At 72.2% G+C, this 14,169-nt stretch carries 12 protein-coding genes and 1 riboswitch; of the genes, 6 read left to right on the top strand and 6 right to left on the bottom strand.

Going from position 1 to position 14,169, the window contains the following annotated elements; all coding sequences use genetic code 11:
- The first annotated feature begins 90 nt into the window (after positions 1-90).
- From AB0877_RS23950 to AB0877_RS23935, 4 genes are all read left to right on the top strand, one after another.
- Positions 91-984, top strand: a complete 894-nt coding sequence (locus AB0877_RS23950; protein WP_357200062.1) for an ABC transporter permease — start codon at positions 91-93, stop codon at positions 982-984.
- A gap of 34 nt (positions 985-1,018) precedes the next feature.
- Complete coding sequence (locus AB0877_RS23945) at positions 1,019-1,795, top strand: ABC transporter ATP-binding protein (RefSeq protein ID WP_036412239.1); 777 nt, start codon at positions 1,019-1,021, stop codon at positions 1,793-1,795.
- Positions 1,796-1,941: 146 nt separating this feature from the next.
- Positions 1,942-3,453, top strand: coding sequence for a bifunctional cytidylyltransferase/SDR family oxidoreductase (locus tag AB0877_RS23940; RefSeq protein WP_366611593.1), 1,512 nt, complete (start codon positions 1,942-1,944; stop codon positions 3,451-3,453).
- 33 nt (positions 3,454-3,486) lie between these two features.
- On the top strand, positions 3,487-5,175 hold the full coding sequence (locus tag AB0877_RS23935) for a CDP-glycerol glycerophosphotransferase family protein (RefSeq protein WP_366611592.1): 1,689 nt from the start codon (positions 3,487-3,489) through the stop codon (positions 5,173-5,175).
- A 161-nt stretch (positions 5,176-5,336) separates the two neighbouring features.
- Here the strand turns inward: AB0877_RS23935 and AB0877_RS23930 are convergent, their stop codons facing one another.
- The 6 genes from AB0877_RS23930 to AB0877_RS23905 form a co-directional block, all read right to left on the bottom strand.
- Positions 5,337-6,266 (bottom strand): hypothetical protein, encoded by a 930-nt coding sequence (locus AB0877_RS23930; RefSeq protein ID WP_366611590.1) that lies wholly within the window; start codon positions 6,264-6,266, stop codon positions 5,337-5,339.
- Between the two features lie 55 nt (positions 6,267-6,321).
- Positions 6,322-7,068 carry an alpha/beta fold hydrolase gene (locus AB0877_RS23925; RefSeq protein ID WP_366611588.1) on the bottom strand — a complete coding sequence of 249 codons (747 nt, stop codon included), beginning with the start codon at positions 7,066-7,068 and terminating at the stop codon, positions 6,322-6,324.
- A gap of 123 nt (positions 7,069-7,191) precedes the next feature.
- On the bottom strand, positions 7,192-8,040 hold the full coding sequence (locus AB0877_RS23920; RefSeq protein WP_366611586.1) for a C39 family peptidase: 849 nt from the start codon (positions 8,038-8,040) through the stop codon (positions 7,192-7,194).
- A gap of 232 nt (positions 8,041-8,272) precedes the next feature.
- Positions 8,273-8,413, bottom strand: a riboswitch (cyclic di-AMP (ydaO/yuaA leader).
- Between the two features lie 284 nt (positions 8,414-8,697).
- Positions 8,698-9,468 carry a hypothetical protein gene (locus AB0877_RS23915; RefSeq protein ID WP_366611585.1) on the bottom strand — a complete coding sequence of 257 codons (771 nt, stop codon included), beginning with the start codon at positions 9,466-9,468 and terminating at the stop codon, positions 8,698-8,700.
- A 135-nt stretch (positions 9,469-9,603) separates the two neighbouring features.
- Positions 9,604-10,086 carry a hypothetical protein gene (locus AB0877_RS23910; protein ID WP_366611584.1) on the bottom strand — a complete coding sequence of 161 codons (483 nt, stop codon included), beginning with the start codon at positions 10,084-10,086 and terminating at the stop codon, positions 9,604-9,606.
- A 93-nt stretch (positions 10,087-10,179) separates the two neighbouring features.
- Entirely contained in the window at positions 10,180-11,415 is a 1,236-nt protein-coding gene (locus AB0877_RS23905) for an acyltransferase (protein ID WP_366611582.1), read from the bottom strand.
- A gap of 300 nt (positions 11,416-11,715) precedes the next feature.
- Between AB0877_RS23905 and AB0877_RS23900 the strand changes: the two genes are divergently transcribed.
- Both AB0877_RS23900 and pseI read left to right on the top strand, forming a co-directional pair.
- Positions 11,716-12,879, top strand: a complete 1,164-nt coding sequence (locus AB0877_RS23900; RefSeq protein WP_366611580.1) for a glycosyltransferase — start codon at positions 11,716-11,718, stop codon at positions 12,877-12,879.
- Positions 12,880-13,012: 133 nt separating this feature from the next.
- Positions 13,013-14,065 (top strand): pseudaminic acid synthase, encoded by a 1,053-nt coding sequence (gene pseI / locus AB0877_RS23895; RefSeq protein WP_366611579.1) that lies wholly within the window; start codon positions 13,013-13,015, stop codon positions 14,063-14,065.
- Positions 14,066-14,169 lie beyond the last annotated feature (104 nt).

Here is a 14,169-nt window from a genome sequence, read left to right as displayed (position 1 = left end):
CGACGAGGCGGCGCCCCGCGCAAATTTCCCACTAGGATTCGATCGTCGCGAGCAACCCCCGTCTGCACGAAAGATCGGAGCGCCATTTCCATGGCCACCACCGCGCTGGTCGACCCCGACACGGGCCTGACCCAGGCGCAGCTGGCCGCTCGGCACGGGCTACGGGTCGCCGGTGAGCGACCCAGCCTCGTCGAGTACAGCCGCCGACTCTGGGCCTACCGGCACTTCATCGCCGCGTACGCCAACGCCAAGCTCGTCGCCTCGTACAGCAACGCCAAGCTGGGTCAGCTCTGGCAGGTGCTCACCCCGCTGACCAACGCGGCGGTCTACTACCTGATCTTCGGGGTGGTGCTGGCACAGAACAGCATCCCGAACTTCATCGCCTACCTGACCACCGGGTTGTTCATCTTCAACTTCACCCAGAGCGCGGTCCTGGCCGGCACCCAGTCGATCAGCAGCAACCTGGGGCTGATCCGGGCGCTGCACTTCCCCCGGGCCAGCCTGCCGCTGTCCACCACGATCACCCAGTTCCAGCAACTGCTGGCCTCGATGGTGGTCCTGGTCGGCATCGTGCTCGCCACCGGCGAACCGCTCACCTGGGAGTGGTTGCTGCTGGTGCCGGCCCTGCTGCTGCAGGCGGTGTTCAACGCCGGCGTGGTGCTGTTGGTGGCCCGGCTGGGCTCCAAGTCGAGCGACCTGAAGCAGGTCATGCCGTTCATCATGCGAACCTGGATGTACGGCTCCGGCGTCCTCTACAGCGTCAGCCTCTTCGACCGGCTGCCCGGCTGGGCGACGACCCTCGTGCAGTACAACCCGCTGCTCGTCTACATCGAGTTGGCGCGCTACGCGCTGCTCGAGGAGGCGCCGCTGCTCAACGAGTCGCTGACCCAGCTCTGGCTGGTCGGCGCCGGTTGGGCGCTGGTCGCCGGCATCGGCGGTTTCATCTACTTCTGGCGCGGCGAACAGGAGTACGGCCGTGGTTGAGCACTTCGACGCCCCCATCGAGGCGAGCGCGACGATGACCCGGACCCAGGAGCGCATCCCGACAGTGGTCGTGGACGACGCGCACATCATCTACCGGGTGCACCAGGGCGCCGCCGGTGGCACCACGCCGGTTGCCGCGCTGCGCCGGCTGGTCAAGCGCACCCACGCGCCGAACGTCCGGGAGGTGCACGCGGTCAAGGGCATCTCGTTCACCGCGTACCGGGGCGAGGCGATCGGGCTGATCGGCAGCAACGGCTCCGGCAAGTCCACCATCCTGCGGGCCATCGCCGGTCTGCTGCCGGTGAACCGCGGCGCCATCCACACCCAGGGGCAGCCCTCGCTGCTGGGCGTCAACGCCGCCCTGCTCAACGACCTCTCCGGGGAGCGCAACGTCGTCCTGGGGTGCCTGGCCATGGGCATGCACCCCGACGACGTGGCCAAGCAGGCCGCGGGGATCATCGACTTCTCCGGGATCAACGAGCGGGGTGACTTCGCCAGCCTGCCGATGCGGACGTACTCGTCGGGCATGGCGGCCCGGCTGCGGTTCTCCATCGCCGCCGCCAAGAAGCACGACGTGCTGCTCATCGACGAGGCGCTCGCCACCGGCGACAAGGGCTTCCGCAAGCGCAGCGAGCAGCGGGTGCGGGAGCTGCGGGAGGGCGCGGGGACGGTGTTCCTGGTCAGCCACCAGCTCTCCTCCGTCCGGGACACCTGTGAACGGACGATCTGGCTGGAATCGGGCGTCATCCGGATGGACGGCCCCACCGACGAGGTCATCCGGGCGTACGAGGCGTACGCGAACAGCAAGTAGAGTTCCGGCGAACGTCCGGCATCGACACGGCACCTGAGGACCGCGTCGCCCGCGTTGGGGCGACGCGGTCCGCGCGTTAAGGTTCATCCCGTCGCCGCTCGGGCGGAACCTTCCGTTAACGCATCCCTGAGAGTGAGGATCCGGCAATGACGCAGGACCAGACCCCTGGCCCGGACGCCGAAGCGGGAACCCCGACGCCGTGGCGGCCCTCGCGGACAGTGGCGGTGGTTCTGGCCGGCGGCACCGGGACGCGGCTGGGCCTCGGCATCCCGAAGCAGCTGCTGAAGATCGCCGGCAAGCCGATCATCGAGCACACCCTGGCGGTCTTCGAGGCGGCACCGGAGATCGACGAGATCATCGTGCTGATGGCCACCGGCCACGTCGAGGACGCCCAGCAGATCGTCGAGAAGGCCGGCCTGCGCAAGGTCACCAAGGTGATCGAGGGCGGTGACACCCGCAACGCCACCACCCGGATCGCCCTGGACGCGGTCGGCCCGGAAGACTGCAACATCCTCTTCCACGACGCGGTACGCCCGCTGCTCAGCGGCCGGATCGTGCGCGAGTGCGTCAACGCGCTCTGGAGCTACGACGCCGTGGACGTGGCCATCCCCTCCGCGGACACGATCATCCAGGTCGACGAGAACGACTGCATCACCGACATCCCGGTGCGCTCCCGGCTGCGCCGTGGTCAGACCCCGCAGGCCTTCCGCTCCCCCACGATCCGTGAGGCGTACCGGATCGCCGAGGACGACCCGGACTTCGCCGCCACCGACGACTGTGGCGTGGTGCTGCGCTACCTTCCCGGCACCCCGATCAAGGTGATCGACGGTTCCGACGAGAACATCAAGGTCACCCACCCGGTCGACGTGCACCTGGCGGACAAGCTCTTCCAGCTCGCCGCCGCGCAGGCCCCCCGGCTGACCGACCACCGCAGCTACAGCGAGGAGTTGACCGGCCGGACCATCGTGGTGTTCGGCGGCAGCTACGGCATCGGCCACGAGTTGACCGAGCTGGCCCGCCGCTTCGGCGCCCAGGTCTTCCCGTTCAGCCGTTCCAGCACGGGCACCCACGTGGAGCGGGCCGAGGACGTCGAGGCCGCGCTGACGACCGCCTTCCAGGCGACCGGCCGGATCGACCACGTGGTGGTCACCGCCGGCATCCTGGAGCGGGGCGAACTCGCCGAGATGGACGAGGAGACCATGGACCGGGTGCTCCAGGTCAACTTCGTCGGCCCGGTGACCATCGCCCGCCAGGCCCTCCCGTACCTCCAGCAGACCAAGGGCCAGTTGCTGCTCTACACCTCCAGCTCCTACACCCGGGGCCGGGCCCGCTACGCGCTCTACTCGGCCACCAAGGCCGCCCTGGTCAACCTCACCCAGGCGCTCGCCGACGAGTGGGCCGACATGGGCGTCCGGGTCAACTGCATCAACCCGGAGCGCACCGCCACCCCGATGCGGACGCGGGCCTTCGGCGAGGAGCCGGAGCACACCCTGCTCGCCGCCGAGGCCGTCGCCCAGTCGTCGCTGGACGTGCTGATCTCCGAACTGACCGGTCAGGTGATCGACGTACGCCGGGCACCCGGTGACGGGCCGAGCGTGCCGGCGCAGTCCGGGTCGAGTCGGGTCGAGGCACCGGCCGGCGCGACGTCCGCCAACTGACGCCGACGGCTGCGGAACCACGAACGGAGCGACATGCGCGGCGACCTGGTCCGAAAGCTGGCCGCCCGGTGCCTGAGCACCGGGTTGGCCGTGCTGGCCTTCGTCGTGCTGGCGCTGACCGGCGCCACCGGCTGGGGGCTGGCGTTGGCAGTCGCCGCGCTGGCCGCCTCGGCCGTCGAGCAGCGGATCCGGCCCGGCGCCGACCTGGTGGCGGAGACCGCGTTGATCGCCACGGCGATCCTGGTCGGTTACTCCCGGCGGCTGGACGACGGGCTCGACCTCGCCCTGGTTGCCACCGGGCTGGTCCTGCTGGGTCTGGTGCTGCTGGTGGGGCCGCTGCGCACCGCTGGCGGCCTGGAAATTCGGGCCGCCAACCTGCCGGTACGCGCCTGGACGCCGCTGATCGCCGACCGGCTCGGCACCGCCCTGCTCGGGCTGCTCGCCGCCCTGGCGCTCGCCGCCGCGCTCGCCCTGCCGGCCGGGGTGGCGCTGGCCGCCAGCCTGCTGGTCGGGGCGGGCGCCGGTGCGGTCGCGCTGGACCTGGCCCGGCGACGGTTCCGGCCACGCGCCGGTGGCGGGTCGGTGGCCGCCGCGCTGCGCCGGCACCAGCCGGAGTTCCTGCTCTACTTCTCCGCGCCCCCCGGCTCGGAATACCAGGTCACCATGTGGCTGCCGTACCTGGAACGGATCGGCCGGCCGTTCCTGGTGGTGCTGCGTGAGCCGGAGTTCCTGGCCCCGATCGCGGCGGCCACCGACGCGCCGGTGGTCTACTGCCCGACCCTGGGGGCGATGGACCAGGCGTTGGTGCCGAGCCTGCGGGCGGCGTTCTACGTCAACCACGGTGCGAAGAACAGCCACTGCGTCCGCTTCACCCAGCTCACCCACATCCAGCTGCACCACGGCGACAGCGACAAGGCGCCGAGCGCCAACCCGGTGTCGGGGATCTTCGACCGGATCTTCGTGGCCGGGCAGGCCGCGATCGACCGGTACGCCCGCGCCGGAGTGCAGATCCCGGCGGACAAGTTCGTGATGGTCGGTCGCCCACAGGTCGAGTCGATCGAGGTGCGCCCGGAGCCCGCACGAGGGTTGGCGCATCCGACGGTGCTCTACACGCCGACCTGGACCGGGCACCACGCCGACGCCGACTACTGCTCGCTGCCGGTGGCCGAGAGCCTGCTGCGCCGACTGTTGGAGCGCGGCGCGACGGTGATCCTGCGAGCCCACCCGTACACCACACAGAACCCGGCATCGGCGCGGCAACTGGGCCGCCTGACCGACCTGCTGGCCGCCGACCGGGCTCACAGCGGCCGCCAGCACGTGGTCGGCGCGGCGGCTCGGGAACTGAGCCTGACCGAGTGCGTCAACGCCGCCGACGCGCTGGTCTCCGACGTGTCCGGAGTGATCTCGGACTTCCTCTACTCCAGCAAGCCGTACGCGGTCACCGACATGGGCGACGAGGGCGACCGGTTCGTGGAGCGGTTCCCGCTGGCTGGGTCGGGTTACGTGCTGCGTCGGGACATGTCCAACGTGGACGAGGTGCTGACCGCTCTGCTGGACACCGACCCGCTGGCCGAGGCCCGCTGGGCTACCCGCCGCCGCTACCTGGGTGATTTCCCGGCCGAGGCGTACGCCGAGGCGTTCCTGACCGCGGCCCGCCGGGAGCTGGCGGCGACGGACGACCCGGCCGCCGAGAACACGGCGCAGCTCTCTCCCCTCGCCTGAGCCGGGCTGTCGGGTCAGGCAGGAGGCCAGCTCAGCCCGGCCGACGCCCGGCGGTCACCTCCGCTCCCACGGGTGCGGCTCTGCGGCGTCCGTAACCGGACCGGCGACGTCGACCACCGGCCCGAGCTGCACCTCGTCTCGCAACGCTTCCTCGATCGCGTTCAACAACTCGACCCCGTCCACTTCGTCCCCGTCCTGGCCCCGGAGCACCATCTCCCGGGTCTCCACCGGGTGGTCCACCGGGTGCGGGTCGCACGGGTCAGCGCCCGCGCGCAGATACAGGGCCTGGACCGTCGGCGCTGCCGTGGGTGAGCGGCCAGCCTCCAGCACGCCACCGACCACGACCTGACCGGGTGCATGCGCAACTCCGTCGCCGCCAGCCCGAACTCCGTCGCCAGAGCGACCACCGCCCGCCCGAAGGGTGCGCGCGGCGACACACCGACCGGCCGCAGCACGAGGAGCAGGGTCAGCTCCCAAACCCCGTCGATCTCGGTCGCCCACGGCTGGACGACGGCGGACCACACGTCGGGCCGTCCGAACAGCGGAAGGCAACTGGTCAGCGCCGCGTCGAGATTCGGGGCCTCCAGGCGGGCTCGCACCCGCACCACGACGTCATCCTCGGCGGCCACCACGGGCAGCCGACGGACCGAGGTGGTGGCCTCCGCGGCGGACGTACCTCCCGGCAGCTCCAGAGCGTCGTCGGCGCTGTCGGCCACGGCGAGGACGGAGACGCTGAGCGGCGTCATTCCGCCCTTGGTCCGCTCCGAACCGGACGCGAAGAGCGTCGGATGGCCGCGCACCGACTCCCCCACCTCCAGATCGCCGTTCACCCACCCGAAGCGGCTCAGCAGCGGCGCAGCCAGTTGGTACGCCGCCTTCCGGCCGTCGACGGAGTTAGGCGGGGGCGGTCGGAGCATCAGCTCCACGTTCACTCCCGCGCGGGCACCGTCGGGATCGGTCCGAGCCGCTTTCAGGCTGTGCGCGTCAAGCGCCGCGGCGAGTGGTTGGCAGCGACGCACCGCGTCGTCGAGGCGGGTGTCGACGACATTGAGGCTCACGCTGACGAGCAGTGTCGATTCGCTGATAGGCATCGACGCGGAAGCGTACGTTGCGGGGTGCGGTCACACGACCGATATTCACCGCACCTCAACGGTACGGATCCAGCAGCGCCAGCACCGCCGCCGGGTCCTCCACGTGCGCGTTGTGTCCGAGACCGGGCAGCGTGGCGACCGGCACCCCGTACTCCTTGAGCTGCTCGTCGGTGACCATCGGGTCGTTCTCCCCGCGCGCCAGCACCACCGGCACGTCGGTCGCGGCCAGCAGCGCGGCCAGGTCGGGCTCGCCGACGGCGAAGGCGGCCGGGTCCATGGCGAGACGCCACCGGCCGTCGACCTGGCGCAACCCGGCTTCCACCACCGGGTGGTCCGGCGCGACCAGACCGGTGAGCCCGGCGACGCGCAGGTAGCGGCGAGCCGCCTCGGTGCGGGTGGCGAACCAGCTCACCGGTCGGGCGGCGACCTCGGCCGCGCGGGTCAGCTCGGTGGGCGACCAGAGTGCCTTGATGCCCAGCCCGACCACGGCGTCCACCGGCGCACCGGCGTCGCGGGCGGCCAGCGCCAGGCCGACCACCCCACCCAGCGAGTGCCCGAGGACGACCAGCCGGTCGTCGGGGGCGAGGGCCCGCGCGACCTGCCGGGCCAAGCCCGCGAAGGAGTACGACGGCAGTGGCGGCGCCCAGCCGTGGCCGGCGAGGTCCGGTGCCAGCCACCGCCCGGGCCAGTGCCGCTCGAGGTACGGGGCCCAGGGCAACCACACGTCCCCGGTCGTTCCCATGCCGTGCAGTAGCAGCAGGACCGACCCGCGGCCGGTGTGACCACCCGTCTCATCCACCACGGCCGCAGTCTCCCACGGTTCGCGGCCGGGTACGAGAGCCGTCGACGGCGGGCCGGGCGGCCAGACGCCGCGGGCGCCGGCCCCTTGTGGGAGACGGCGCCCGCGGCGGTCAGCGTGCCCGGGTCAGGCGGAGTAGCCCCGGCTGGTGATCCAGTTGGCCAGGTCGATCGTGGTGATCCAGTACGACGGGTCGGCCGGGTTCGCCGAGTCGGCGATCCGTACGGTGCGACCGTTGTCCTTGTAGCCCACGACGGCGATGTAGTGCCCGCCGCCGTAGGAGTGCCAACCGCCGTCGGTGTCCACGGCGTCCCCGACGACGTTGGCCACCACGCCCCGGCCGTCGGTGACGGCCTTCACCACGTCGGCCTGGAGCCGGTCCATCTGGGCCGGGCTGGGCGCGCCGGGGAACATCCGGGTCCGGTACGGGGAGCCCTTCACCTCGGCGTTGAGCACCCGGGTGGTGTCCTCGGCCGAGTTGGTGCCCATCTCGGTGGTGCCCAGTTCGGCGCCGAGCTCCTCCTGGGTGCGGTCGATGCCCGCGGCGCTGAGCGCGTTCCGGGTGGCCGCCGGGCCGCAGTTGTAATAGGTGTTCTGCGCCTCGTAGTCGTAGTCGAGCACCTTCGTCGCGGGGGGCTTCGGCGGCGTCGGCTTACGGGTGAGGTCGGGGTTGCTCTTGGCCTTGGCGGCAGGCGACGCGGCGCTGGTGGCCGGGGCGGCCGTGGTCGGCGCGGCGCTGGCCGAGGGGGACGCGTCCCGAGCCTCGCCGCGGGAGGCGGCGACGTCGCTGCGCATCTCGGCGACGGTGGTCGCGGTGCGCTGGCCGGCCGGGGCGTCGTCGGCGGTGGTGAGCAGGGCGCCGGTGGTGGTGGCGATCGCGAGGGCTGCGGCGGAGGCGGCGACGATCTGGTACGGGCGCTCGGTGGCGAGGCGGCGGAGCTGACGCTGCAGGGTGTGCTTCACGGGGTCCTCCACGGATCGGGGGGAGAGCGGCACACCGGGGCCGGACCGGTATCCGGGCAGGCGCCAGCGCGCGGACCGTGGTCCGCGGATGGTGAACCGCTCAGGGGAACGCCCGGATCGGCCGGGCGGGGAAGGCGATGACCCGGGGGTCAGCTCACCGTCACGCGACGGTTGAGCGGGTGCACCGCCGCGCCGTGGAGGCGAGGGAACAACCGAGGGGTGGAAAGGTGCTGCACGACGATGGGACTCCTTCCGACACCGCCTACCGGGTTAGCTGACGGATTCGGGCGGGAAGACGCCCTACCGCGGGCCGTGGCTCGCGGATTCACCCCGGACTTACTGGTGGGTCCCCGGTTCGTTGATCACGATTGAGCGGGTCGATGCGGCGTCGCGTCTTGCGATCGGTTACCGCACCGGACGGGACGACACTACTGGCGTCTCAACACCCTGCCAAGCCAGCTTCACCTGCGTAAACCCCAATCGGCGCCACAATTTCTGCGCGAATTGCCGATGATGTGACTCGATGGGACAACCAGTTACGGCGACGCCTACGGGCGACAACCGGACAGGCCGCAAAGAACGCGACCACAATCGCGGCAACAATGCCGTCGATCGTGCCGGACGTCCGATTTCACACCTGGGTGACCCGGCTCACATAACAGATTGGGCTCAACCCACCCGGGCCGGACGCCACAGTGCCACGACGGCGGGACGCAACGCCCCGGCGACCGTGCGGCGCGCCGGCACCAGGGTCGGGCGGAGCCGGGCCGCCGCCGCGTACGCCTCCTCGGCGAGGGCACGGGCCGACTCGGCGGCCAACTCCGCGTCGCGCCAGGCGACCCGCTCACGGTCGGCGGCCACCTGGTAGTCGGCCAGCCGCGCATCCCGGATCACCCTGCTGATCAGCACCTCCTGCTCGACCGGGTGTCGCCGGGGGTCCCAGCCGCGCCGGTGCCCGAACACGTCGCCGAGCTGCGCCATGGTCAGGTCCCCCCGCCAGTACGCCGCCATCGCCGCCCGGTGCAGATAACGTTCCCGGGCTGCGTACTCGGCGGGGGTGTGCGGGGTCTGCGGGGTGGGCAGCGCTCCGGCGCCAGCGAAGCGACGCGCGGCGGCGTCCGCCTCGTCGTACCCGGTCCAGGCCCGATTCAGCTGTTCCTGAGCGGTCAGCCAGGCGGCGCGCCGCCGCCTGGCGGTGGTGGCCGCGCCGGCCGCGGCGACGGCCACCTCCTCGGCGTAGCGGCGCCTGTCGACGGCCTCGGCCGCGGCCAGCTCCTGGGCAGTGGGCCCGGCCGGCAGCGGTTCGCCAGTGGGCCGGTCCCGTTCGGGGCGGGCGGCCAGCACGGTGAGCAGGCCCAGGGTCAGGAGGAACAGCGTCGACCAGATGGCGGCGGCCCGCGGCACCTCGGTCACGAACTGGTAGAAGACGACGGTCTCCATGGTCGGCACCTCGTGGAGAGTGAGCAGTGCGATGGAAAGCCGCGCCGACCAGCGGGCCACGGCGGGCCACGGGTCGGCGGGTCAGGAAGCGGGTGGGTCGACAGGGCGCGGCGGCGGGACGGTCGTCCCGGTGGCTCAGCGCCCGGGTGGGGCCCGGGAAGCCCGACCGCCGGCGAGGTCGACGAGGGGCAGCCGGGCAGAGTCGGCCGCGCGGACCGGCAGCACGCCGGCCGCGATGGTGCCCTGATCGCCGGGGAGCGCCACCGGCGCGTCGACCGACCAGGTCGGGGCCGACTCCTCGGCGGCCGGCGCGGGGGCCGGACGGACCGCGCCGGAAGCCCCCGACCCGGTGGCGTCGGCACCATCGTCGCCCGGCGCACGGCCGGCGGTGGTGACGGTCGGCCCCGATGGCGCGGCGTGCCGGCAGAAGGCCGCCGACGAGCCGGCGACAGTGGTCGGCACCACGCTGGACATTGGCCCCGGGCCGGGCGTCGACGTGGCGGCCGTGGCCGGGCCTGCGCCGAGCGCCAGGGCCGCGACGACGGCGAGGCTGGTCAGCACCCGCGTCGCCCAGCGCGCCACCCACCACAGCGGACAGGTGAACGCGACCGGAAGCACGCCCCCACGCTACGCCTCGCGCCGACCCGGGCGCACCGACCACGGGCGTGTCGGATCACGCCGCGCCGGCCCCTTTGACCAGGTTGGACGCCCTCAGCGCAGGTCGACGTACGGCGATCGACCGCTGGCCTGACCGACCTCGTCGGCGGGTCTGTCGACCTCGCCGCGGGCGATGCTCGCGGGGTCTCGTGCGTCGTCGTCGCCGGCCGCGCGTTGTCGGGGGACGGGCGCCGGACGGGCCGCGCGGCGCGGCGCGAGCCGGCGCATCATCGGGGTTTCGACGAAGCGGTGCAGCAGCCCGGCGAGGACCAGGTTCGCCGCCAGGAAACCGAGCACCACGGCCGGGCCACGCCAGCCTCCGAAGCCGACCCCCCAGGTGCCGCTCCACCGCAGCACGCTCGTCATCACCAGCACGTGCACCAGATAGAAGGCGAACGAGACCTCACCGAGCCAGACCAACGGCCGGGACCGCCACGGCGAGCGCCGACCGCGCACGTCCGCGTCCGCGGCGGCGGCGATCACCAACAGGTACGCGACCGCCAGCAGCGTGGTCCACAGCTCGGCGCGGATCCACTGGGCGGCCGTCACCCAGGTGACCACGAAGATGACGCTGGCCCAGGTCAGCCCGGGGCCACGCCACAGACCCCGACGCATCAACTCGGCCGCCGCCGCGCCCAGCCAGAACTCCAGCGACCGGGTCAGCGGGAAGACCTGGGTGAACCACCACCGGCTCTCCTCCGGCACCAGCTGCTGCGCCGGCCAGAGCGCGAGGATCAGCAGCGGCATCGCCGCGATCAGCGCCCAGAGCAGCTTCGGTCGGGCCCGGCGCAGCAACGGCAGCACCAGCGGCAGGCAGAGGTAGAAGAAGAACTCGCAGGACAGCGACCAGCTGACGGTGTTGATGCTGTAGAACCAGCCCGGCCGAGGGTCCCACGCCTGCAACAGCAGCAGGTTCTCCACCGCCGCCGCCGGCAGGACCGGGTCGGCGAACCACCCGGCGACCACCAGCGTCGCCACGAAGAGCACCAGGTGGTTCGGGTAGATCTTGGCGATCCGTCGCCGCCAGAAGGTCCGCCGGGAGTCGCCCTCGCGGGCCGACCAGACCAGCACGAAACCGCTGAGGATGAAGAAGAACTGCACCCCGGAGAGACCGAGGGTGAACAGCGCGTCGATGACGGCCTTGTAGTCCGGCTCGGCGATGATCCGCATGGTGCCGGCATGGAAGCCGAAGACCAGCAGAGCGGCGATCCACCGCAGCCCGGTCAGCGAGGGCAGCCGGGGCGGGGACGGTGCGGGCCGGGCGGCCGACGTCGCGGCGACGCTCGTCATGCCGGGATCCCGGCGGTCGGCAGGGTCACCAGCACTGTCGTAGCCTCCTCGGCGCGGCGTCGGACGGCGCGACGGCGACGCCCACGACGACCCGGCAGGGCCGCACCGAGGCACCCTACCGGGTCACTACCGGGTGAACCGGACGCATCCCACCCGCCGCATGGACCCGCGTCCCCCCGGCTCGGGAACCGCCCAGCGGCTCGGCGTTAACCTTCCGCTGGGCGGGAGTTCAGAGAGTTCACCATCGGCGGCAACGTCAGGTTCCGGGGCCGGCCACCCGGGTCGTCGAAGGTGGCGGACGTGGTCAATGAGCCGACGCACGCACCGCTGCTGAGCATCGTCGTGCCCGTGTACGGCGTCGAGGCGTACCTGTACCAGTGCCTCGAGTCGATCCGGGCCGACATTCCGGCGAGCGAGTCGGACGCGGTCGAGCTGATCGCCGTCGACGACGCCTCCCCGGACGGCTGCGGCGACATGCTCCGCTCGTACGCGGTCAGCCGCGACGGCGTACGGGTCGTGCACCTGGGCAGCAACGTGGGTCTGGGGCTGGCCCGCAACGCCGGGCTCGACGTGGCCACCGGCCGGTACGTCTGGTTCGTCGACAGCGACGACTGGTTGCCACCGGGCACGATCGCGGCGGTGCTGGACCGGCTGCGCCAGCACCAGCCCGACGTGCTGATGCTCGACCACCTGCGGGTGCACGAGGACGGCCGGCGCGAGGTCGACGCGAGCAGCCCGCTGCTGCGCGGGATCACCGGCGTGACCCGGTTGGCCGACCAGCCGCAACTGCTGCGGGTGCAGCACACCGCCTGGAACAAGGTGGTCCGCCGGGACTTCATGGACGAGCTGGAGCTGCGGTTCTTCCCCGGCTGGTACGAGGACATCCCGTTCAGCCACCCCCTGCTGATCGGGGCCGAGAAGATCTCCGTGCTGGACCGGGTCTGCTACCTGTACCGCCAGGGCCGCCAGGGCGCGATCACCTCCACCCGCAGCAGCCGGCATTTCGACGCCTTCGCCCAGTACGAGCGGCTGATGGACTGGGTCGACCGCAAGCACCCGGACGAGCGGTTGCAGGCCGAGCTGTTCGAGCTGATGATCAGCCACTACCTGGTGGTGGTGGGCAACGACGGTCGGCTGCACCCACACCTGCGCCGCGACTTCTTCCACCGGGCCGCCGCGCACTACCGTCGCTACCTGCCCAGCGGCGGCTACCCGCTGCCTGCGGGGGTCAGCGGGCTCAAGCACCGCCTCGTCGGGCGGGGCGACTGGCTGGCGTACTCGGCGCTGCGCCAGGCCCACCGGGTCGCCGGCCGCCTGCGTCGATCCGGCCCGGAGGGCGGTGCCGAGGGCGGTCCGCTCGCCGCCGACGAGGACCCGGGGCGAGGGGCGAGCGCGGGGTCGACGCGCGACGGTGGGCTCGCGCCGGAGCGGCGCGACGCGCTGGCCGTCGGCCGGCGGCCGTGATCGTCCCCACCACTGAGCACGCCGGGAGCCGGGGCGACTCCCGGCGCCCTGATTTTCCAGGTCGTCCGCCCGCCGGGTGGATGACGACAGCACCACCGCACCCCGGTGCGGGCAGATGTGAGCAGAGGTCGGAATGACAGCGACAATCAAGATCGGACCGCACGCGGTCGGTGCCGGGGAGCGGCCGTTCGTGGTCGCCGAGATGTCCGGCAACCACAACGGCGATCTGAACCGGGCGCTGGCCATCGTCGACGCGGTGGCAGCGAGCGGAGCCCACGCGCTCAAGCTCCAGACGTACCGGCCGGACACCATCACCATCGACGTCGACACCCCGGCGTTTCGGATCTCCGGCGGGCACGAGCTGTGGGGCGGGGAGAACCTGTACCGCCTCTACGAACGCGCGCACACCCCGTACGAGTGGCACGCCCCGATCTTCGAACGGGCCCGCGAGCGTGGCCTGACCGTCTTCTCGTCGCCGTTCGACGCGACCGCCGTGGAACTGTTGGAGTCGCTGGACGCGCCCGCGTACAAGATCGCCTCGTCGGAGCTCGTCGACCTGCCGCTGATCCGGCTGGTGGCCAGCACCGGCAAGCCGATGGTGATCTCCACCGGAATGGCGACGGTCGCCGAGATCGACGCCGCCGTGCGCACCGCCCGGACCGGCGGCGCGGCGGGCATCGTCCTGCTGGCCTGCACCGCGTCATACCCGGCCCCGCCGGCCGACAGCAACCTGCGCCGGCTGCCCGTGCTGGCCGGCGCGTTCGACGTGCCGGTCGGGCTCTCCGACCACACCCCCGGCATCGGGGTGGCGGTCGCCTCGGTGGCGCTCGGCGCCTGCTTCATCGAGAAGCACGTGACGCTGGACCGGGCCGACGGCGGTGTGGACTCGGACTTCTCCCTGAACCCGGCCGAGCTCACGGCCCTGGTCGCCGAGTCCGGCCGGGCGTTCGAGGCGCTGGGCGGCACCGCGATCGGACCGACCCCCGCCGAGCAGGAGGGACTCCGGTTCCGCCGGTCGCTCTTCGTGGTCGAGGACGTCCGGGCCGGCGATCCGGTGACCGCGCACAACGTCCGCTCGATCCGGCCGGCCGGTGGGCTGGCCCCCGTGGAGATCGACCGGGTCCTGGGCCGCACCTTCACCACCGACGTCCCCCGAGGAACCCCCCTCAACTGGAACCAGATCTAACCCCCGTCCCGCCCCCACCCCGGTCGCCCCGCCCCGCCCGCGTCGATCATGGACTTGTGGTGGGCGCTAACACCCCTGGTGCCTGCTTGGTGAGGCACCACAAC

This window comes from Micromonospora sp. NPDC047644, assembly GCF_040704315.1.
GTDB lineage: Bacteria > Actinomycetota > Actinomycetes > Mycobacteriales > Micromonosporaceae > Micromonospora.
Note: the sequence above shows the minus strand (reverse complement) of the source record. Positions and strands in the feature narration are given on the sequence as shown.

Excerpts from the sequence above, each read along its gene's own strand:
- AB0877_RS23945 (WP_036412239.1), top strand. The coding sequence starts at position 1,019 with ATGACCCGGACCCAGGAGCGCATCCCGACAGTGGTCGTGGACGACGCG.
- AB0877_RS23905 (WP_366611582.1), bottom strand. The coding sequence starts at position 11,415 with ATGACGAGCGTCGCCGCGACGTCGGCCGCCCGGCCCGCACCGTCCCCG.
- AB0877_RS23950 (WP_357200062.1), top strand. The coding sequence starts at position 91 with ATGGCCACCACCGCGCTGGTCGACCCCGACACGGGCCTGACCCAGGCG.
- AB0877_RS23940 (WP_366611593.1), top strand. The coding sequence starts at position 1,942 with ATGACGCAGGACCAGACCCCTGGCCCGGACGCCGAAGCGGGAACCCCG.
- AB0877_RS23930 (WP_366611590.1), bottom strand. The coding sequence starts at position 6,266 with ATGCCTATCAGCGAATCGACACTGCTCGTCAGCGTGAGCCTCAATGTC.
- AB0877_RS23935 (WP_366611592.1), top strand. The coding sequence starts at position 3,487 with ATGCGCGGCGACCTGGTCCGAAAGCTGGCCGCCCGGTGCCTGAGCACC.
- AB0877_RS23915 (WP_366611585.1), bottom strand. The coding sequence starts at position 9,468 with ATGGAGACCGTCGTCTTCTACCAGTTCGTGACCGAGGTGCCGCGGGCC.
- pseI (WP_366611579.1), top strand. The coding sequence starts at position 13,013 with ATGACAGCGACAATCAAGATCGGACCGCACGCGGTCGGTGCCGGGGAG.